The following is a 19025-nucleotide window of genomic DNA, read 5'->3' as shown; positions in this document are numbered from 1 at the left end:
CGATTCACTTGATCCGTAGAACGGGCTCTACCCGGCGCGCGGCAACCGCGCCGGAGCACGGGTATGACGCTGCGGGACAGCAATCTGAATCGACCCGGCACATTGAGTCCCTGGGTTCCGCAACGGCCTTGCCCGCGCTATATACGCGGCGAAACCTGAGGATTCTCCAATGTCCCTTCGTCCGTGGCGCGACATCACACGCCGCCAGAGCCGCCAGATCATGGTCGGCAACGTCCCCGTCGGCGGCGATGCGCCGGTCACGGTGCAGACGATGACCAACACACTGACCTCCGACGCCAAGGCGACGATCGCGCAGATCCGCCGGTGCGAGGATGCCGGGGTCGACATCATCCGCGTCTCCTGCCCCGATGTGGAGAGCACGACCGCGCTGAAGCAGATCGTCCGCGCCAGCCGCGTGCCGATCGTCGCCGATATCCATTTTCATTATAAGCGCGCGCTGGAAGCCGCCGATGCGGGTGCGGCGTGCCTGCGCATCAATCCCGGCAATATCGGCTCGTCGGACCGGGTGCGCGAAGTGGTCAATGCGGCCAAGGCCAATGGCTGCGCGATCCGTATCGGCGTCAACGCGGGCAGCCTGGAAAAGGATCTGCTCGAAAAATACGGCGAGCCCTGCCCCGAGGCGCTGGTCGAATCCGCGCTCGACCATATCAAGCTGTTGCAGGACCATGATTTCCATGAATTCAAGGTCGCGGTGAAGGCATCCGACCTGTTTCTCGCGGTCGCCGCCTATCAGCAGCTTGCCGAAGTGGTCGATTGCCCGCTGCATCTCGGCATCACCGAAGCGGGCGGGTTCGTCGGCGGCACGGTGAAGAGCGCGATCGGCATGGGCAGCCTGCTCTGGTACGGCATTGGCGACACGATCCGCGTCTCGCTCTCGGCCGAACCGGAGGAGGAAGTCCGCGTCGGGTTCGAGATCCTCAAATCGCTCGGCATCCGCAACCGCGGCGTCCGCGTCGTTTCCTGCCCAAGCTGCGCGCGCCAGGGCTTCGACGTGATCCGCACCGTCCAGGCGCTGGAGGAGCGGCTGCAGCATATCCGCACCCCAATGTCGCTCAGCGTGCTCGGCTGCGTCGTCAATGGCCCGGGCGAAGCGCGCGAGACCGATATCGGCCTGACCGGCGGCGGCAACGGCAAGCATATGGTCTATCTGTCTGGCGTCACGGACCACACCGTGTCGAGCGCCGACATGCTCGAACATATCGTCAAGCTGGTCGAGGCCAAGGCGGCGGAGATCGACGCGGCGGACGAGGCGCGCGCGGCGGCGTGAGGGCATTGGATACCATGTGAATGCTGCCTCCCCGGCGAAGGCCGGGGTCCAGATGGAATGCCTAAAGTTACGAAACGCCGCGGCAATTACCGCCTGTTTCCCGACTGGACCCCGGCCTTTGCCGGGGAAGCGCTTACGTCCGCCATTAGGACATTATTTGCCATCGCTCTTAGCCCCGGCCTAACGCCTGATCGCTAGAGGGGGCACATGAAGATCGCGCTTGCCCTGATGGCGGTGACGGGCATCGCCATCGGCCTGGCCATCCCGACCGCAAAACCCAAGGTCGCGGTCGCGCCGGTCGTGCAGCCGGCGCGTGACGTGCCGGTCGAGACTGTGCTCGACCGCAGCCCAAGCGGGGCCTTTGTGGCGATCGCCGATGTCAATGACGAGCCGATCCGCTTCGTGGTCGATACCGGCGCCGACATCGTCGCGCTGACGGTGGCGGATGCGAAGCGCGCGCATATCACTTTCGATCCGTCGCTGTTCCAGGTCGTGGGCCGGGGCGCGGCGGGCGATGTGCGCGGGCAGGAAGTGCGGATCGCCGACATCGTGCTCGACGGCAAGCGCGCGACCGATGTCCGCGCCGTGGTGCTGGAGGGAAGCGACATGTCGCTGCTCGGCCATACCTATCTGCGCCGTCTGAAAAATGTGCAGATCAGCAACGACAAGATGACGCTGCGCTAGAGTCTCATCGGCCTGGTTGGAATCACCTTCCCCCGTTCGTGCTGAGCTTGTCGAAGCACCGTCTTTCTTCACCCAGGCCAGAGAGGGAAGAACGGCCCTTCGACAAGCTCAGGGCGAACGGAAGAGAGTGGATCAACTCAACTCGAAATCACTCCAAGGCTCAGTCGACGGGCGGGTCATCTTCCCGTTCGCATGACCCCTGTTGTCCGGAACAGGGGTGGAACAGCGGCGTAACAGGGGTGGTCGGCGCCGGAACAGGGGGCCCGGATGTTCAGCATGTCCAACGATGAGAAACAGCGCGCCTGCATGCCGAACAGCATCCCGTCCGCCGCCACGCCGTCACAAGTGGACCGGTGATTGAATCGCCAAGTGGTCCGGCCGATCGGCATTCGTTGTGGTGACGTGACGATTCCGCGCCGCTATCGCATTCGGCATGAAGCCGAGCACCACCGCCTTCGCCATCGCGACACTGGGCATCGCCCTGTTCTCGTGCATGGACGCGTTGATGAAGGGGCTGACGCTTGCGATCGGCGCCTACAACACCTTGCTGTGGCGCAGCCTGGCCGGAGTCGCGATCAGCGGCGTGCTGTTCCTTGCGACGCGCACCGCCTGGCCGGCGAAGGCGGTGATGCGCGTCCACCTGATTCGCGGCAGCGTCTCGGCGGTCATGGCGGTGACGTTCTTCTGGGGGCTGGCGCGCGTGCCGATGGCGCAGGCGGTGGCGCTCGCCTTTATCGCGCCACTGATCGCGTTGTTCCTGGCCGCGGTGCTGCTCAAGGAGCATGTCGGGCGGACCGCGATCATCGCCTCGCTGCTGGCGATCGCGGGTGTCGGCATCATCCTGGCCGGGCAGGCGCGCGCCGAGCTTGGGCATCAGGCCTTGCTCGGCACGGTTTCGATCCTGATCTCGGCGATATGCTATGCCTATAATATCATCCTGATGCGGCAACAGGCGCAACTGGCCGGGCCGATCGAGATCGCCTTTTTCCAAAGCGCGATCGTCGCGGCGATCCTGGCGCTGGCGGCACCCTGGCTGGCGGTGGTGCCGGCAATCGGCCATGCCCCTGCGATCGTCGGCGCGGCGCTGCTCGCGGTCGGTTCGCTGCTGCTGCTCAGTTGGGCCTATGCGCGCGGCGAGGCGAGCTATCTCGCGCCGACCGAATATACCTCGTTCCTGTGGGCGGCGCTGCTCGGCTGGCTGGTCTTTGGGGAAAGCGTCTCGCTCTTCACGCTGGCCGGCGCCGCATCGATCATCATTGGCTGCGTGATCGCGGCACGCCGCCGTCCCGTGCCCATCTCAAATGTGGAGGCCGCTCTATGAGCATCACGACCCGTCCCGCCGTTCCCGCCGATATCGCCACGATCCTGGGGTTCGTGCGCGAACTCGCCGAATTCGAGCGCGAGCCCGATGCGGTGACCGCGACCGAACCGCATTTGCACGACGCGTTGTTCGGTACGCCGCCGGCAGCCGAAGCGGTGATTGCCGAGCAGGACGGCGTGCCGGTCGGCATGGCGGTGTTCTTCCATAATTTCTCGACCTGGACCGGGGTGCGCGGGATCTGGCTCGAGGATCTTTATGTCACGCCATCGGCACGCGGATCGGGCGCGGGCAAGGCGTTGCTGGTCCATCTCGCCGGGCTGGCGGTCGACCGTGGCTGCGCGCGATTCGAATGGGCGGTGCTCGACTGGAATGTCCGCGCGATCGATTTCTACCGTGCAATGGGCGCCGAGGCGATGGACGAATGGACCACGCAGCGTGTCTCGGGCGACGCGCTCGTCCGGCTGGCCGGGAGGAACTGATGGCCTGGGTCCTGCTGATCATCGGCGGCTGTTTCGAGATCGGCTTCACCACCTGCCTGCGCTATGTCGACGGCTTCCGCAATCTTCCCTGGACCGCCGGTTTTCTCGTCTCGGTCACCTTGTCGATGGGGCTGCTCGAAGTCGCGTCGCGGACCATTCCGATGGGCACGGCCTATGCCGTCTGGGGCGGTATCGGTGCGCTCGGCACGGTGCTGGTCGGGATCGCCTGGTTCGGCGAACCGGCGACGCTGCCGCGGCTGTTGCTGATCCTGGGTGTGGTGCTGTGCATTGCCGGGCTCAAGCTGACCTCGGGGCATTGAGAGGAGGACGGGATGGCGGTCGATACCGGGCTGGTTGACTGGGTCACCGAGGCGATGGCGCCGATCGGTACGGTGACGATGCGGCGCATGATGAGCGGCGCGACGCTGTATCTCGACGGCACGGTGTTCGCGATCGTCGGCCGGGATGCGCTGTGGTTCAAGGCGGATGCGGAGAGCGACGCGGCCTGGGACGCGGCGGGCTGCGCGCGCTTCACCGTCGAGATGAACGGCCAGCCGAAATCGATGAACTACCGCCGCGCGCCCGACGATGTCTATGACGACGCCGATGTGCTCAGGGAGTGGGGCGAGCTGGCGGTGGCGGCGGGATTGCGCGCGCCGCCCAAAAAGCCCCGATCAAAAAAGGGCGTGACCAGACCGGGATGACATTTGACTGAACCGCCCGGTCATTCCCGCGAAAGCGGGAATCCCGCTTCTCAGTGCGGGGCAAGGCAGCGGGATACCCGCTTTCGCGGGTATGACGGAGAAGAATGACCGAAAGTCATCTGGCGCTAAATTCGGGCTAGAGTTTGATCCAGCTGCGCTGAAGCGCGGCGACGAGCAGTGCGACCCAGGCGAGGGTGAAGCCGATCATCATGCCGCCGGCGGGGAAGAGGGTCAGGCCGTAAAGCGCGTAGAGTCCGCCGCCGAGCAGGATCAGGCCGAAGACAGTAGCGAGCCATTTGCGGCCGGCGATCAGTGCCACGCCGATGCCCGCCGTGCCGAGCGCCAGCAGCGCGAATTTGATATGCACCGCCCACCACAACAGATCGACCAGCGACTGGGTGCCGGGCAGATCGCGCAGGATCGCGTACATCAGGACGCCTTCGATCTCGTCGCTGAGGCCGGCGATGACCAGCATCGCGATGATGAGCATGCGTCTGCTGCCGCGCCCGCCCGCCGCCAGCGCACCGAGAATCAGGAATGCGGTATAGGCCGGGATGAAGCCGAATGCGTCGAGCAGCAGGCCGGTCTTTTGCGCCGCGATCAGCGCCGAGCGGCATGGATCGCTGCCGAACAGCAGTGCCACTTCGGCCGGGGTGCGCACGAATTCGAACGCGATGATCGCGCCCAGATCCCCGGCCGGGCCGCATGCGACCAGGCCGGGGATTTGACCGAACAGCCAGGAGCAGAAGAACGCGACCACACCGGCCGCCGCGCACCACCGCCAGGCTGTCCGCGTGTTCAAGCCGGTTCCGCCGCCTTGGCGACCCTGGCGGCTTCGATCGCCTCGACCACGATTCGCTTGGCTTCCTCGGCATCGCCCCAGCTGCCGATCCGGACCCATTTCTGCGGTTCGAGATCCTTGTAGTGAGTGAAGAAATGCTCGATCTGCGCGAGCACGATCGAGGGCAGGTCGCCGCGTTCACCGACATCGGTGTAATAGGGGAAAGTGGTGTCGACCGGCACGGTGATCAGCTTTTCATCGCCGCCGGCTTCGTCTTCCAGCTTGAGCACGCCGATCGGCCGGACGCGCACGACGCTGCCCGGAATGAAGGGCGAGCGCGCGATGACCAGCGCGTCGAGCGGGTCGCCATCGGGCGACAGGGTATGCGGCACGAAGCCGTAATTGGCCGGATAGCGCATCGGCGTGTGCAGAATGCGGTCGACGAACAGCGCGCCCGATTTCTTGTCGAATTCATATTTCACGGGTTCGCCGCCGACCGGCACCTCAATGATGACGTTGAGGCTGTTCGGCGGATCGTCGCCGACCGGAATCATGTCGATACGCATTTTAAGATCCTTCACTTCGTTCAGAGTGCGGCGCCGGCCAGTGTTGGTCTAGCAGCGGGTCGATTATGCCCCCGGCATAATCTGTAGGATGCCGGGCGGCATCCTACACCTGCTGCTAGACCAACACTCCCCCTCCCGGCCACCCACAGACTATCCTGAATGGGTGGCCGGGAGGGGGAGCGGGCCGGCACCGCGCATCCCCGCGTCAGCGGGGCGATAAAAGCCGATCGAGCCCACCCTCTCCGGAGCCGATTTTTTCCAGGCGCGGATAGCGCGGGCCGCCATGATAGTCGATGGCGATGGTGCTGATCCGCTCACCATTTTTGACCAGCAGGCGGATCGGGTCCTTTGCCGTCTTCGCCGTGACGATCGCCGCCTTGATGACGCTGTCGCTATAGGCGAGGTCGTTCACCGCGATGACCTTGGTGCCGATGTCGAGCTCGGTCTGATAGGCCGGGCTGCCCCAGCCGACCGCGGTGATCTCTCCATCCTTGTCGAGCACCAGGCCGAGCGAATAGGTCAGGTCGACCTTCTTGCCGGTCGTTTCGCTGTTCTTGAACGCCAGCGTCGGCTCCTCGCTATAGACGAGCTTATAGCCATTGGCGACGAACCCGCCGAGCGGCGCGGGCGCGCCGGTTTCGTTGATCCGCGTGCTGAGGAAGCCGTTCCAGTCATAAGGCTGGATCGCGTTCAGCGTCGCGACGACATCGTCGAAAGTGTAGGTCACCTGACCCCAGTCGCCGTCGTTGATGCCGAAAAAGGCATGCGCGAAATCATCGATCGATTTGGTGCCGCCGGATTGCTTGCGCAGGATCGAATCGACCTCCATCCAGACCAGCAGGCCTTCATTGTAATAATCCTCCGAGCGCTGATAGCTGGTCCAGCCCTTGGGCTTGCGCTGCGACATCGCCGGATCGTTGGTGGTGTCGATGAGCGGCCGCCATTCGCGTGCCGGACGATTGTCGAGCGTGGCGAGGATCGAGGCATACATGTCGAGCGTATCCTGTTTCGATACGATGCCCGAGCGCGCCTGGAGCACATAGCCCCAGAATTGCGTCTGCCCCTCATAGACCCACAACAGGCTGCCGCGCATCGGGGTGCGGAAATCGGGCGTCCACAGATCCGCGCCGCGCCGGAACTTGCCGTCCCAGCTATGAGTGAATTCGTGCGGCAACAGGTTGCGCGACCCCGGGCCGTCCTTCCATTTGGTGAAATAGCCCGGCTTCACCCCGTTTTCGGAACTGCGGTGATGTTCGAGCCCGATTCCGCCCAGCTCGTCGGTAATCGAGAGCAGGAATTCATACGTGTCGTAATGCTGCGCGCCGAAATTCTTCACCGCCTGCTCGACCAGCTTTTTATGCGCATCGATCTGTTCGGGCGTGGCGGCCAGTTCGTCGGGCGTGTCGGCGACGACGTTCAGATTGACTCGCGGGCTGAGCGCCCATTTCCGGTAATAGCGTCCGGCCAGCGCGGGGGAGTCGACCAGCACTTCGTAATTGGTCTTTTCATAGGTGTAGGTCGATCCGACCGCCTTGGCCGGCAAGGCGGACGCGGCGGTCCAACCATCGGGATAGCGCACCGTCGCCCTGACCGGGATCTGGCGAGTGAAATAGCCCGCCGGATAGAGGCTCATCGAGTTGAACTGCAGGCTGAGCATCCGCGGCGTCATGACGATGCGGCCCTGGTCGCTCTTGGTCGCCGAGAGGAATTTCAGGTCGATGTCGAGCGTCTTCGCGCCCTTTGGCACATCGATATGGAACGCGAAGACGTCGACCGGGTCGCGCTTCCACGGCACCGGCTTGCCATTGGCGGTGATGGTCAGGCCGGCGAGCTTTTCGATCTCGCCGCGCGGGCTGTGCGCGCCGGGCAGCCATTTCGGATAGAGCAGCACCATCGGCCCGGCCTGGCTGACCGGGATCACTTCCTTCACGGTGAAGATGCCGCGCCGCGTGTCGGTCGCATCGACATTAAGCGTGATCGTGCCGGGATAGGCGATGTCGCGCGCCGCCGGGATGGTGTCGATATAGGGCACCGGCTGCGGCTTCGAATTCTCGGCGAGCGCGGGCGTCGCGGCGGAGGCGAGCAAGGTGGCGGTGAGAAGCGGACGGATCATCGGGAAGCGAGCCTTTCGGCAAAGGGGAGGATATGCGTGGCTTAAGCCCGCACCACAACGGGCGTCCAGTCCTTCAGCCGCCCAAGCGCCGTTTGCGCCGGTCGTGCGAACGGCACGAGATGTCTCAGCTGCCCAGCACGTTGATGGTGAAGGCGAGCACGCCGATGTTGAATATGAAGGCGGCGAGGCAATGCCCGATCACCACGCGACGGATGCGGGGCGCGGTGATCTGGACGTCCGAGGTCTGGAACGTCATGCCGAGCGTGAAGCTGAAATAGACGAAATCCCAATAATCGGGCTCGGTACAATTGGGGATATCGACCCCGCCATTGTCCTTGCCCTTGCCGTTATCGAGATAAAAGAGATGCGCATAATGCAGCGCGTAGATGGTATTGGAGAAGAGCCAGGCGAGGACCAGCGTGACGACGATCAGCGCGATGCCGAGGTGGCTGCTCTTGCCGCCCATGATCTCGCTCGCCACCGCGACGAGGATCACCGTCGTCACCGTGCCGGTAATGCCGAGCAGCAGCGCGCGGTTGGCGTCGTTGGCCTTGGCATGGCGGCGCATGTCCTTCGCTTCGCTGCGGAGCAAAGGCGCGACCAGCGCAAGGAAAAGGGCGGTGGCGATGTCGAACGCCGCCATCGTGCCGAGTCCCTCGCCCAAAGCGGGGATTGGGATCAGCACGATCAGTCCCACCGCGAAGACCAGCACGAATGTCAGAAAGCGCGGCGGCGCGATCTTGTTGCCGAGATCCAGGTTTTTCAGCGCCATGTCGAAGGTCTAGCGCTTGTCCTTCCCCTCGCATAGAGAGCAGCCGCAAATGGCACGTATCGAAACCCCCAAACGCATTCGCGGCACGCAGGACATCTTTGGTGACGAGCAGCGCCGCTTCGCGCATGTCGTCGACACGTTCGAGCGGGTGCGGCGGCTTTATTGCTTCCAGCGCGTCGAGGTGCCGATCTTCGAATCGACCGCGGTGTTCGCGCGTTCGCTTGGCGAAACGACCGATGTCGTGTCGAAGGAAATGTACAGCTTCGAGGATCGCGGCGGGGATTCGCTCACATTGCGGCCCGAATTCACCGCCGGCATCGCGCGCGCCTATCTGACCGAGGGCTGGCAGCAATATGCGCCGCTGAAGCTCGTCGCGCATGGGCCGGTGTTTCGTTACGAACGCCCGCAAAAGGGGCGTTACCGTCAGTTCCATCAGATCGACGCCGAGATCATCGGCGCGCCCGAAGCGGCGGCGGATATCGAGCTGCTGGTCCTGGCCGATCAGTTGCTGCACGAACTGGGCATCGCCGATGGCGTGACGCTGCAGCTCAACACGCTGGGCGACGCGGAGACGCGCGACGCGTGGCGCGGGGCGCTGGTTACCCATTTTGAGCAGCACGAAGGCGATCTGTCGCAGGACAGCAAGGACCGGCTAAACCGCAATCCGTTACGCATCCTCGACAGCAAGGATCCGAAGGACCGCCCGATCGCCGACGCCGCGCCCGATATCGATGCCTATCTGACCAGCGAAGCGGGTGCGTTCTTCGAGAGCGTGGCCAAGGGGCTGGACGCAGCGGGTGTCGCCTGGACGCGCAATTCGCGGCTGGTGCGGGGGCTGGATTATTATCGCCACACCGCGTTCGAATTCGTCACCGACCGGCTCGGTGCGCAGGGAACGGTGCTGGCCGGTGGGCGCTATGACGGCTTGATCGGGTCGCTGGGTGGGCCGGAGACGCCGGGGATCGGCTGGGCGGCAGGGATCGAGCGGTTGGCGATGCTGCTGGAGGAACCTGCGGCCGAGACGGTGTTTGCCACGGTCATCCCGATCGGTGCCGCAGCGGAAGCGCGCGCCGTCGGCGTGGTGGCGGATTTGCGCCGCGAACGGATGAAGGTCGACATGGCTTTTCGCGGCAACATGAAACGCCGCCTCGCAAAGGCCGACGCTCAAGGTGCGGACTATGCCATCATCTTCGGAGATGATGAGCTGGCAAAAGGCGAGGTCAACGTAAAACGCCTGAAAACCGGCGAACAAAAGACCGTGCCGCTGGCAAGGCTGCCGCGGATCATGTGGTCGCAGCTGATGGGTGACGATTTTCCCGATGCGACGGAAATGACGACCTGGGATCATGACGGCGCAGTGGTCAAAGGCCCATTCCAGGAATGACCGGCATCTCCGCAGCACGGATCGCGCAGATCGAGGCGCGGCGCGATGAATTGCAGGCGCAGATGGCGACCGGCGAGTTGCCGTCCGATCGCTTCGTCGCGGTGTCGAAGGAATATGCCGAGCTCGAACCCGTCGCGCGGGCGGCGGGCGAAGTGCGGCGGCTGCGCGCCGAACTCGACGTGCTCGCCGGCATGGAGAATGACAGCGATCCCGAGATCAAGCAGATGGCGCGCGAGGAAATCGAGGCGATCCGCGAGACGCTGCCTGCCGCCGAGCGCGCGCTGGCCTTGTCGCTGCTGCCGCGCGACGCCGCCGATGAGCGCGCGGCGATGCTCGAAATCCGCGCCGGGACCGGTGGCGACGAGGCAGCCTTGTTCGCCGGCGACCTGTTCCGCATGTATCAGCGCTATGCCGAGCGCCAGGGCTGGCGGGTCGAACTGATCTCCGCGTCCAGTTCCGAATCCGGCGGCTTTCGCGAAGCGATCGCGTCGGTCGAGGGCAAGGGCGTGTTCGCGCGGCTGAAGTTCGAGAGCGGCGTGCACCGCGTGCAGCGCGTGCCCGCGACCGAAGCGCAGGGGCGTATCCACACCTCCGCCGCGACGGTCGCGGTGCTGCCCGAGGCGGAAGAGGTCGACGTCAAGATCGACGACAAGGATTTGCGCATCGACGTCTACCGCTCGTCGGGGCCGGGTGGGCAATCGGTCAACACGACCGATTCCGCGGTGCGCATCGTGCACATCCCGACCGGGCTGGTGGTGATCCAGCAGGACGAGAAGTCGCAGCACAAGAACAAGGCCAAGGCGTTGAAGGTGCTGCGCACCCGGCTTTATGAGGCGGAACGCGAGCGGTTGCACAATGAGCGCGCCGGCGCGCGCAAGTCGATGGTCGGGTCGGGCGATCGATCGGAACGCATCCGCACCTATAATTTCCCGCAGGGGCGCGTGACCGATCACCGCATCAACCTGACCCTGCATCGCTTGCCCGAGATTCTCGAAGGCGAGATGGATGAGCTGGTCAGCGCGCTGATCGCCGAGGACGAGGCCGAACGGCTGGCGACGCTGGATGCGGCCTGAGTCCGCCTCCCTTCCCGCAAACGGGAGGGGGGTGAGGATGGCGCTTGCCGAAGCGACCGTTGCGCTGGCTTTCTCCGAAACCGCGCGGCTCGATGCCGAATTGCTGATGGCTCATGCCCTTGGCATCACGCGCGAGCGGTTGCTGCTCGGCCATCTCGACGATCCCGTCCCGGCAAGCTTCGCCGCACTGGTCGCGCGCCGCCTCAGGCATGAGCCGATCGCCTATATCACCGGCGCGCGTGCATTCTGGACGATCGACCTGCTGGTGGGGCCCGGCGCGCTGGTGCCGCGGGCCGATAGCGAGACGCTGATCGAGGCGGCGGTCGCGTATTTTCGCGACGATCTTGCGCCGCTGCGCATCCTCGACCTTGGCACCGGCCCTGGAACCTTGCTGCTCGCGGCGCTTGACCAATGGCCTGAGGCGCAGGGGCTGGGCATCGATGCGTCTGACCAGGCACTGGGTTATGCCCGGGCGAATGCGCAAGCGCTGGGCGTTGCGGATCGTGCACTATTCCGCGCCGGCAACTGGGCCGAAGGCGTGTCCGGCGCGTTCGACCTGATCCTCGCCAACCCGCCTTATATCGGCACCGGCGAAACGCTGCCCGCCGAAGTGCGCGACCATGAGCCGGGCAGCGCGCTGTTCGCCGGCGCGGACGGGCTGGACGATTACCGCATCATTGCCCCGCAACTGCCCGCGTTGCTGGCCCCTGGCGGCGCTGCGATCCTCGAGATCGGCGCGACCCAGGCCGGGCCGGTTACCGCGCTGCTCGAGGGGCAGGGTTTCGCCGTCACGCTGCGCCGGGACCTTGCCGGCCACCCCCGCGCGCTGATCGCGACTTGAAGCTGTCAACCGGAAGTCACATATTTCTGCTTGGAGATTGGCGCGCCAGCCGCTATTGAACGGGCAGGGGCACGCGCTTTCACCATAACTGGTTGAAAACGGGCTGTTGCCCGCCTCCTTCGTCATCGCACCGCTGCAGTCCGGCGGTCGTGGCAGGCTTGTCTCGCCGAAGGTCGGCGAGCACGGGCCGAGGGGCATTGCATCCACATTGTTGCGGAGCACGACCGGGTTGGTTTCGAAGGACAGGACAAGAGCAGTTGATTAATAATAATCGTCAGGCCGGCCGCCGTCGCGGTCGTGGCGGGCAGCAGCAGCGCCCGCAAGGTAACTCGGGTCGGCCGGATAACGGCAACCGTATCGACAACCGGGCGCGCGGCAATGCGAGCCAGTTGCTCGAGAAATACAAGACGCTGGCGCGCGACGCACAGATGCAGGGCGACCGCGTCAACACCGAATATTATCTGCAGTTCGCGGACCATTATTTCCGTGTGCTCGCCGAGACGCGGTCGCGCTTCGAGGACAATCGCCGCCAGAATGGCGGCGCGGCCTTCGAGGAGGACGAGCAGGAATATGACGAGGATGGCGAGCCGATCGCCCGCGTCGAACAGCAGCAGCGCCCGGATCGCAACCAGGGTGGCCAGAACCAGAATTATCAGGGCAATGGCGGTCAGAACGGCAACGGCCAGTATGACGAGGATCGCCGTCCCGCGCGCGGCAACGGCAATAATGGCGGAAACGGTGGCGATAATGACCGCGCCGACCGCTATGTCCGCGATGATCGTGGCGACGACCGTCCCAACAACGACCGCACCAACAACGACCGTTCCAATGGCGATCGCCAGGGTGGCGACCGTCAATATGGCGATCGGCCGCAGCGTCAGTCCGGCGACCGCAACGATCGCTATGAGCGCAACGACCGTAATGACCGCAACGCGAACAATGATCGCGGCGACCGCAACGGCAATGAGCGCGTGAACCGCGCGCCCTATGCGCAGGACGAGCAGGACGCCGCACCGGCGCGCCGTGAACCGCGCGCCCCGCGTCCGGAGCGCGCCCCGCGCCAGCAGCAGGAAGAGGCGCCACGTCAGGACGCCGCGCCGCAGCCCGAAGCGGCGCCGGTTCAGGAAGAGCCACGCCGTCGCGGTCGTCCGCGTCGCGATGCCGCTCCAGCCGTCGTCCAGGAAGCGCCGCCGATGTTCGAAGCGGATCGCTTGCCCCCGTCGCTTGGCATTTCGGCGATCGTGCCCGACGCCGAGCCGGTGGCCGAGAAGAAACCCCGGGCGCGCCGCACCCGCGCGGCGGCGACCGATGAGTCACCCGCCGCCGAATGATCGGCTGACCCAGACTACCGGCAAAGGCCGGCCCGGCACTCGCCGGGCCGGCCTTTTCCTTTTCCAGTCCAACACTTGGCGTTGACCTGTCATCATTGCCGTCTAGCATGATGGCACTATGCGACCGGGGAGAGTGAAAATGCGGTACTGGATCGGCACGGCGGCGTTGGCGATACCCCTGATCGCCCAGGTTCCGGCGCAGGCGCAGACCGCCGCCCCGCAATCCGCCAATCCGCTGGCCGGCAATGCGCAGGGCGATGTCTCGGTCACTATTTATCAGAACGGCCAGTCGCTGGTGCAGGATGTCCGGCAGCTCGATCTCGACGCCGGCCGCACGCGGCAGGATTTCCCCGATGTCTCGGCGCAGATCCGCTCCGAGACAGTGACGCTTGGCGGACCGGGTATCGGCATCGTCGAGCAGAATTTCGATTTCGACCTGCTCTCGCCCGACAAGCTGATGGAAAAGGCGGTCGGATCTGTCGTCACGATCGTACGGACCAATCCGGCGACCGGCGCCGAGACGCGCGAACAGGCGCGGGTGCTTGCGGCGAATGGCGGCATCGTGCTGCAGATCGGCAGCCGGATCGAAGTGCTGCGCGACGACGGGCTGCCGGTGCGGGTGATCTTCGACAAGGTGCCGGAGAATCTGCGCGCCCGCCCGACTTTGTCGGTGACGTTGCAAGTGGCCAAGGCGGGCCGGGTGCCGGCGACGCTGACCTATCTGACGCCCGGGCTTGGCTGGACCAGCGACTATGTCATGCTGTTCGACGAAGCGAAGGGCGCGATCGACGTGCAGGGCTGGGTCACCCTGACCAACAGCACCGGCACGACCTATCGCAATGCCGATGTGCTGCTGGTCGCGGGCAACCCCAATCGCGGCCAGGGCGGTTTCTCGCAGCTCGGCGATGCGACGCTGGAGGTGGCGGGGACCGAGACCGGGCCGCGCGAAAAGCTTGGCGACTATTATCTCTATCCATTGGGCGAGCGCACGACGATCGCCAATGCGCAGCAGAAGCAGGTCAGCTTTCTCGACGTGAAGGGCGTCGCGGCGCGCAAGACCTATGAATGGACCAATGGCTGGCTCGAAACCCAGGCCGAACCGCGCAGCGCCGCGACGGTGCTCAAATTCTCGACTTCGCGCACCGGCGGGCTTGGCGATCAGCTGCCGGCGGGCACGATTCGCGTTTATATGCGCGACAAGCGCGGCGACCCGCAGTTCATCGGCGAGAGCCGTGTCGCGGCGGCGCCGATGGGGTCGCAAATGTCGATCCGCACTGGCGAAGCCTTTGACGTGAAGGGAGCCGCGGTGACGGTCGAGCGCAAGCGGCTGTCGTCGACGCGCTGGCGTACCGCGATGCGTTATGACTTCTCCAATGCCCGGCCCGATGCGGTGACGATCGATCTTGCGCAGAACGGCCTGTGGGGCGATGTCCGCGTCATCGACCAGAGCATCACCGGCGAGCGCGTCTCGGCCGACCGGATGGAATGGAAAGTGCCGGTTCCGGGTAACGGCAAGGCGTCGGTGACCGTGGTGTTCGACACGCGCTATTGATCCGATGCGCCGCATCGTCGTCTTCTCCGCGTTTCTTCTGACTGCGACGCCGGTGGTGGCGCAGACGCCCCCCGCTGCGCGGACGCCCTCTGCTGCTCGGATGGTCGTCGATTCGGAGAAGATCGATGCGATCTCCGTGACGCTGTACCGCGAGCCCGGTCGGGGCGATCGGGCGATCGGTCCGGGATGGCCGGGCGGCTATGCGCTGATCACCGAGACGCGGACGATCCGCTTGCCCGCCGGGCGCCTGGTCATCCGCTTCGCCGGTGTGGCGGAAGGGATGCTGCCGGAAAGCGCGATCGTCAGCGGAATGCCCCGGGGCGTGAATGAGAAGAATCGCGATGCGCGATTGTTGTCGCCGGCCGGGCTGGTCGATGCCTATCTGAAGCGCCGCGTGACGATCCGCCGCACCAGCCGCGCGACCGGCAAGACGACGACCGAGGACGCGGTGATTCAGTCGGGGCCGGGCGGTGGCGTGGTGATCACCACCGCCGCCGGCGCCGAGGCGCTGTCCTGTTCGGGGTTGCCCGAAGCGCTGTCCTATCCCGGTGTGCCCGGCGACCTGGCCGCCAAGCCGACCCTGTCGGTCACGACCGACAATCGCGTGGCGACGACGGCGACGGTGCAGCTCTCCTATCTGGCGCAGGGGTTCGACTGGTCGGCCAATTATGTCGCGCGGATCGGCGATGACGGAAAGACGCTCGACCTGTTCGCCTGGCTGACCGTCGCCAACGGTGGCAGCCAGGGCTTTGCCGATGCGAACACTCAGGCAGTCGCAGGCGGCTTGCACCGCGAGGCGGCCGCGCGGCTGCCCAAGGGGCCGTCGCCCGAGCTGCAGTTGAAATGCTGGCCGATGGACATCACCAGCACGCATCCCAAATGGGATATCGATCGGGCGCCACCGCCGGAAATGCTGGAGATGGCCGACGGGCTGGTCGTCACGGAATCGCGCCAGGAGCGGATGATGATGGCGCCGCCGATGATGATGGTGTCAATGCCAAGTCCCGCGCCGGTGATGATGGCGCGGCAGGAGGAACTGGGCGATCTCAAGCTGTACCGCATTCCCGAACCCGTCACCGTCGCGGCATTGAGCCGCAAGCAAGTGGCGATGATCGATCGCAAGGGCGTGCGTTTCGACCGTATCTATACTGGCGATTGGAATTACGTCTCGTCGGGCCGAATGCCGCCCAGGCCGGCCGCGCTGGTGCTGCGCACCGAGAATCGCGATACCAAAGGCCTTGGCCTGCCCTTGCCGGCGGGCAAGGTGGCGGTGTTCGAATCGGTCCATGATGCATCGCTGCTGGTGGGCGAAAGCAGCCTGGCCGATCGCGCGATCGGCGATGAGGTCGAATTCGATGTCGGGGAGAGCAACGACATTCATTATACCGCTATGCTCGGGCCGATGACGAAAGAGCGGGCGCCCTTCGCGGTGCGAGTCACCAATGCGCGATCGACGCCCGAGACGTTCGAGCTCGCCTTGCCGACCCGGATCGGTTCGTCGAGCGGCCCGTTGGTGGAGCGCAAGGGACGCAAGGTCTGGCGGGTGAATGTGCCGGCCAATGGGACGGCGTCGCTCGACCTGACCTTCGACCCGCGCGGTTGACGGTGCGGGGGATCGCCTCGCTGCTCGTGCCCGCCGCGCTGGCGATGGCGCCGGTTCTCCTGATCGCCGCGTCGCCGGTTGCGGCGCAGACCATCGTCCAGTCGGAGAAGATCGATGCGATCTCCGTCACGCTGTATCGCGATCCGGGCCGGCGGGACGGCGCGGCGGATGGCAATTGGCCAGGCGGTTATGCGCTGATCACCGAAACCCGCACCATCGCGCTGCCCGCCGGTCGCTCGACGATCCGTTTCGCCGGCGTGTCCGAGGGCATGATGCCCGAGACCGCGATCGTCACGGGCCTGCCGCGCCGGGTGGACGAGAAGAATCGCGATGCGCGGCTGCTCGGGCCGGCGACATTGGTCGATGCCTATCTCAAGCGCCGCGTCACGATCCATCGCACCAACCGCGCCACCGGCAAGACGACCACCGGCGAGGCGGTGATCCAGTCCGGGCCGGGCGGCGGGGTTGTCCTGACCACGGCGGAAGGAGTCGAGGCGCTGGGCTGTTCGGGCTTGCCCGAGGGGCTGTCCTATGCCGGCGTGCCGGAGGATCTCGCCGCCAAGCCGACCCTGTCGATCGCCACCGAAACGACCGGCGCCGCGACGGCGACGGTGCAACTCTCCTATCTGGCGCAGGGTTTCGACTGGTCGGCGCATTATATCGCGCGAGTCGCCGATGACGGCGACACGCTTGACCTGTTCGCCTGGCTGACCGTGGTGAATGGCGGCAGCCAGGGCTTTGCCGAGGCGAACACCAATGCGGTGGCGGGCGCGCCGAACAAGGAAGAGAATGCGGCGTTGCCCAAGGGGCTCGAGCCGGCGCTGCATCTGCAATGCTGGCCGATGGATATCACCAGCACGCATCCGCGCTGGGGGATCGCTGCCCCGCCGCCGCCACCCGCGATGATGGTGGAGCTCGGATCGAGTGCCGGGGATGTCATCGTCACGGCGCGACGGCGCAGCGCAATGATACAGAATAGTCCGGTCTCAGTCACCGTGATGCAGGCCAAGCAGGAAGAACTGGGCGACCTCAAACTTTACCGTATTCCCGAACCCGTCACGGTTGCGGCGATGAGCCGCAAGCAAGTGGCGATGATCGACCGTAAGAAGATACGGTTCGACCGTATCTATACCGGCAGGTTCGAGGCGTTCGATTATGATGCGGACCGGGATGGCCCCGAAAGCCAAGCCGCCACGCGGATCCTGCGGACCGAAAATCTCGAAGCCAAGGGGCTGGGCTTGCCGCTTCCGGCGGGGGGCGTCGCGGTGTTCGAACAGGCACGCGGCGAATCGCTGCTGGTCGGGGAGAGTGACCTGGCCGACCGCGCGATCGGCGAGGAGGTCGAGTTCGGCACGGGCGAGAGCAGCGACGTGCGGTACAAGATCGTCGCCCGGCGTCCGTCCGAGCGGCGCAAACCCTATCGAATCAGCGTGACCAATGCGCGATCGACGCCGGAAACCTTCGAACTGGTCATCCCCTACAAGCTGGCGAGCACGAGCGCGAAGATGATCGAGCGCAAGGGGCAAAAGGCCTGGCGTGTCACCGTTCCCGCCAATGGCGAGGCGGCGCTCGACTTCACGTTGAAGCTGGAAGCCGGGGAGTAGGCCTCAATCCCGGTCGATATCCTGGACTGCTTCGTCATGGCCGGTGCCCGAGCTGAGGAACGCCAGCCCCATCAGCGCGGCGGCGAGCATGACCGATCCGCCGACTCCGCCGATCGTCGCCAGGATCGCGATCCACGACAACGGACCATAGATATGGTCGAGCCCGACGATCGCGACCGCGATGACCATCGCCGTGGCAAGCCCCATCCCGCCGAGGATGCGGCGGAACCGCCGCCAGGCGAAAGCGGCATAATCGGGATCATCGAGGCCGGTGGGCTTGGTCATGCTTGCGCTTTGCCTTGCAAAGGTGGAATCCTCAACAGCCTCGAAGACTCGGGAAATACGGGCTGGCAAAGAGGAGACGAACCATGACGATCGCGGCGATCCTGGGCGGCAAAGGCCGTGAAGTCGTATCGGTGACGGCGCATCAAAGCGTGCGTGAAGCGGTTGCCTTGCTGGCGCAGCGGCGAATCGGCGCGGTGCCGGTGATGGACGGCACCAATGTCGTCGGCATCTTTTCCGAACGCGACGTGATTCACGGGCTCGAGGCGCATGGCGCCGCGGCGCTCGACGCCAAGGTCGGTGATGTGATGACGTCCCCCGCGATCACCGTCGGACTCTCCGACGCGGTGATTGGCGCTCTATCGCTGATGACGCGGCGGCGGATTCGCCATTTGCCGGTGATCGAGGGCGGCCGGGTGGTCGGCGTGGTGTCGATCGGTGATCTGGTCAAGTATCGCATCGACCGGATCGAAGCCGATGCCGAAGCGATGCGCAGCTATATTCAATCCGCCTAGGTGTGACCGAATTCAGGCCGCGGCCGATTCGAGTGGCTGCTTGCGCACCACGGCGATCAGTTCGCGGATGACGCCGCGCGCGAAGAGCATCAGCCAGGCGCCATAGACCAGCGCCCCGGTCGCCACGAGAAT

20 protein-coding genes (1 of these 20 running past the window's edge) are annotated in these 19025 nt (G+C 65.3%); 14 read left to right on the top strand and 6 right to left on the bottom strand.

The window, feature by feature from the left end:
• Positions 1–169 precede the first annotated feature (169 nt).
• From ispG to OO12_RS16910, 6 genes are all read left to right on the top strand, one after another.
• Positions 170–1288, top strand: coding sequence for a flavodoxin-dependent (E)-4-hydroxy-3-methylbut-2-enyl-diphosphate synthase (ispG, locus tag OO12_RS16935; RefSeq protein ID WP_034159904.1), 1119 nt, complete (start codon positions 170–172; stop codon positions 1286–1288).
• A gap of 207 nt (positions 1289–1495) precedes the next feature.
• Positions 1496–1972, top strand: a complete 477-nt coding sequence (locus tag OO12_RS16930; protein ID WP_034159903.1) for a retropepsin-like aspartic protease family protein — start codon at positions 1496–1498, stop codon at positions 1970–1972.
• A gap of 433 nt (positions 1973–2405) precedes the next feature.
• Positions 2406–3293, top strand: coding sequence for a DMT family transporter (locus tag OO12_RS16925; RefSeq protein WP_034159902.1), 888 nt, complete (start codon positions 2406–2408; stop codon positions 3291–3293).
• Positions 3290–3772, top strand: coding sequence for a GNAT family N-acetyltransferase (locus OO12_RS16920; protein ID WP_034159901.1), 483 nt, complete (start codon positions 3290–3292; stop codon positions 3770–3772). Before OO12_RS16925 ends, OO12_RS16920 begins: the two co-directional genes overlap by 4 nt.
• The gene (locus OO12_RS16915; RefSeq protein WP_034159900.1) at positions 3772–4092 is read left to right on the top strand and encodes a DMT family transporter; all 321 of its coding nucleotides are present in this window, start codon (positions 3772–3774) and stop codon (positions 4090–4092) included. The genes OO12_RS16920 and OO12_RS16915 overlap by 1 nt, the downstream gene beginning before the upstream one ends.
• A 12-nt stretch (positions 4093–4104) precedes the next feature.
• Positions 4105–4476 (top strand): TfoX/Sxy family protein, encoded by a 372-nt coding sequence (locus OO12_RS16910; protein WP_034159899.1) that lies wholly within the window; start codon positions 4105–4107, stop codon positions 4474–4476.
• Between the two features lie 136 nt (positions 4477–4612).
• Here the strand turns inward: OO12_RS16910 and OO12_RS16905 are convergent, their stop codons facing one another.
• From OO12_RS16905 to OO12_RS16890, 4 genes are all read right to left on the bottom strand, one after another.
• Complete coding sequence (locus tag OO12_RS16905) at positions 4613–5278, bottom strand: hypothetical protein (RefSeq protein ID WP_034159898.1); 666 nt, start codon at positions 5276–5278, stop codon at positions 4613–4615.
• Positions 5275–5823 (bottom strand): inorganic diphosphatase, encoded by a 549-nt coding sequence (gene ppa / locus OO12_RS16900; protein ID WP_034159897.1) that lies wholly within the window; start codon positions 5821–5823, stop codon positions 5275–5277. The genes OO12_RS16905 and ppa overlap by 4 nt, the downstream gene beginning before the upstream one ends.
• Positions 5824–6028: 205 nt before the next feature.
• Positions 6029–7936, bottom strand: coding sequence for a M61 family metallopeptidase (locus tag OO12_RS16895; RefSeq protein WP_034159896.1), 1908 nt, complete (start codon positions 7934–7936; stop codon positions 6029–6031).
• A 124-nt stretch (positions 7937–8060) separates the two neighbouring features.
• Complete coding sequence (locus OO12_RS16890; RefSeq protein ID WP_034159895.1) at positions 8061–8708, bottom strand: DUF1345 domain-containing protein; 648 nt, start codon at positions 8706–8708, stop codon at positions 8061–8063.
• Positions 8709–8757: 49 nt separating this feature from the next.
• On the opposite strand from OO12_RS16890, the gene hisS reads away from it, so the two are divergent.
• The 7 genes from hisS (at position 8758) to OO12_RS16855 (ending at position 18096) form a co-directional block, all read left to right on the top strand.
• On the top strand, positions 8758–10092 hold the full coding sequence (gene hisS / locus OO12_RS16885) for a histidine--tRNA ligase (protein WP_082006601.1): 1335 nt from the start codon (positions 8758–8760) through the stop codon (positions 10090–10092).
• Positions 10089–11165, top strand: coding sequence for a peptide chain release factor 1 (gene prfA, locus OO12_RS16880; protein WP_034159894.1), 1077 nt, complete (start codon positions 10089–10091; stop codon positions 11163–11165). Before hisS ends, prfA begins: the two co-directional genes overlap by 4 nt.
• Positions 11166–11202: 37 nt before the next feature.
• Positions 11203–12006, top strand: coding sequence for a peptide chain release factor N(5)-glutamine methyltransferase (gene prmC, locus OO12_RS16875; protein WP_034159893.1), 804 nt, complete (start codon positions 11203–11205; stop codon positions 12004–12006).
• Between the two features lie 257 nt (positions 12007–12263).
• Positions 12264–13337, top strand: coding sequence for a DUF4167 domain-containing protein (locus OO12_RS16870; protein WP_235364840.1), 1074 nt, complete (start codon positions 12264–12266; stop codon positions 13335–13337).
• A gap of 151 nt (positions 13338–13488) precedes the next feature.
• Positions 13489–14889, top strand: a complete 1401-nt coding sequence (locus tag OO12_RS16865) for a DUF4139 domain-containing protein (RefSeq protein ID WP_443024573.1) — start codon at positions 13489–13491, stop codon at positions 14887–14889.
• Between the two features lie 4 nt (positions 14890–14893).
• Positions 14894–16492, top strand: coding sequence for a DUF4139 domain-containing protein (locus OO12_RS16860; RefSeq protein WP_235364839.1), 1599 nt, complete (start codon positions 14894–14896; stop codon positions 16490–16492).
• Positions 16493–16494: 2 nt separating this feature from the next.
• Positions 16495–18096 carry a DUF4139 domain-containing protein gene (locus tag OO12_RS16855; protein ID WP_235364838.1) on the top strand — a complete coding sequence of 534 codons (1602 nt, stop codon included), beginning with the start codon at positions 16495–16497 and terminating at the stop codon, positions 18094–18096.
• Positions 18097–18099: 3 nt separating this feature from the next.
• Here OO12_RS16855 and OO12_RS16850 read toward each other — a convergent pair whose 3' ends face one another.
• Positions 18100–18381: a hypothetical protein gene (locus OO12_RS16850; protein ID WP_034159892.1), complete on the bottom strand. Its 282-nt coding sequence runs from the start codon at positions 18379–18381 to the stop codon at positions 18100–18102.
• Positions 18382–18464: 83 nt separating this feature from the next.
• On the opposite strand from OO12_RS16850, the gene OO12_RS16845 reads away from it, so the two are divergent.
• Positions 18465–18893: a CBS domain-containing protein gene (locus tag OO12_RS16845; RefSeq protein ID WP_034159891.1), complete on the top strand. Its 429-nt coding sequence runs from the start codon at positions 18465–18467 to the stop codon at positions 18891–18893.
• Positions 18894–18905: 12 nt separating this feature from the next.
• Here the strand turns inward: OO12_RS16845 and OO12_RS16840 are convergent, their stop codons facing one another.
• Positions 18906–19025: the end of a lipopolysaccharide biosynthesis protein gene (locus OO12_RS16840; RefSeq protein ID WP_034159890.1), read on the bottom strand. Its footprint extends 1371 nt past the window's final position; the window shows 120 of its 1491 coding nt (coding positions 1372–1491); its start codon lies beyond the right edge, outside the window; its stop codon occupies positions 18906–18908.

Origin of the sequence: Sphingomonas sp. ERG5 (assembly GCF_000803065.1) — a bacterium.
Taxonomy (GTDB): Bacteria; Pseudomonadota; Alphaproteobacteria; order Sphingomonadales; family Sphingomonadaceae; genus Sphingomonas.
This window is presented reverse-complemented; position numbering and strand designations above follow the sequence as displayed.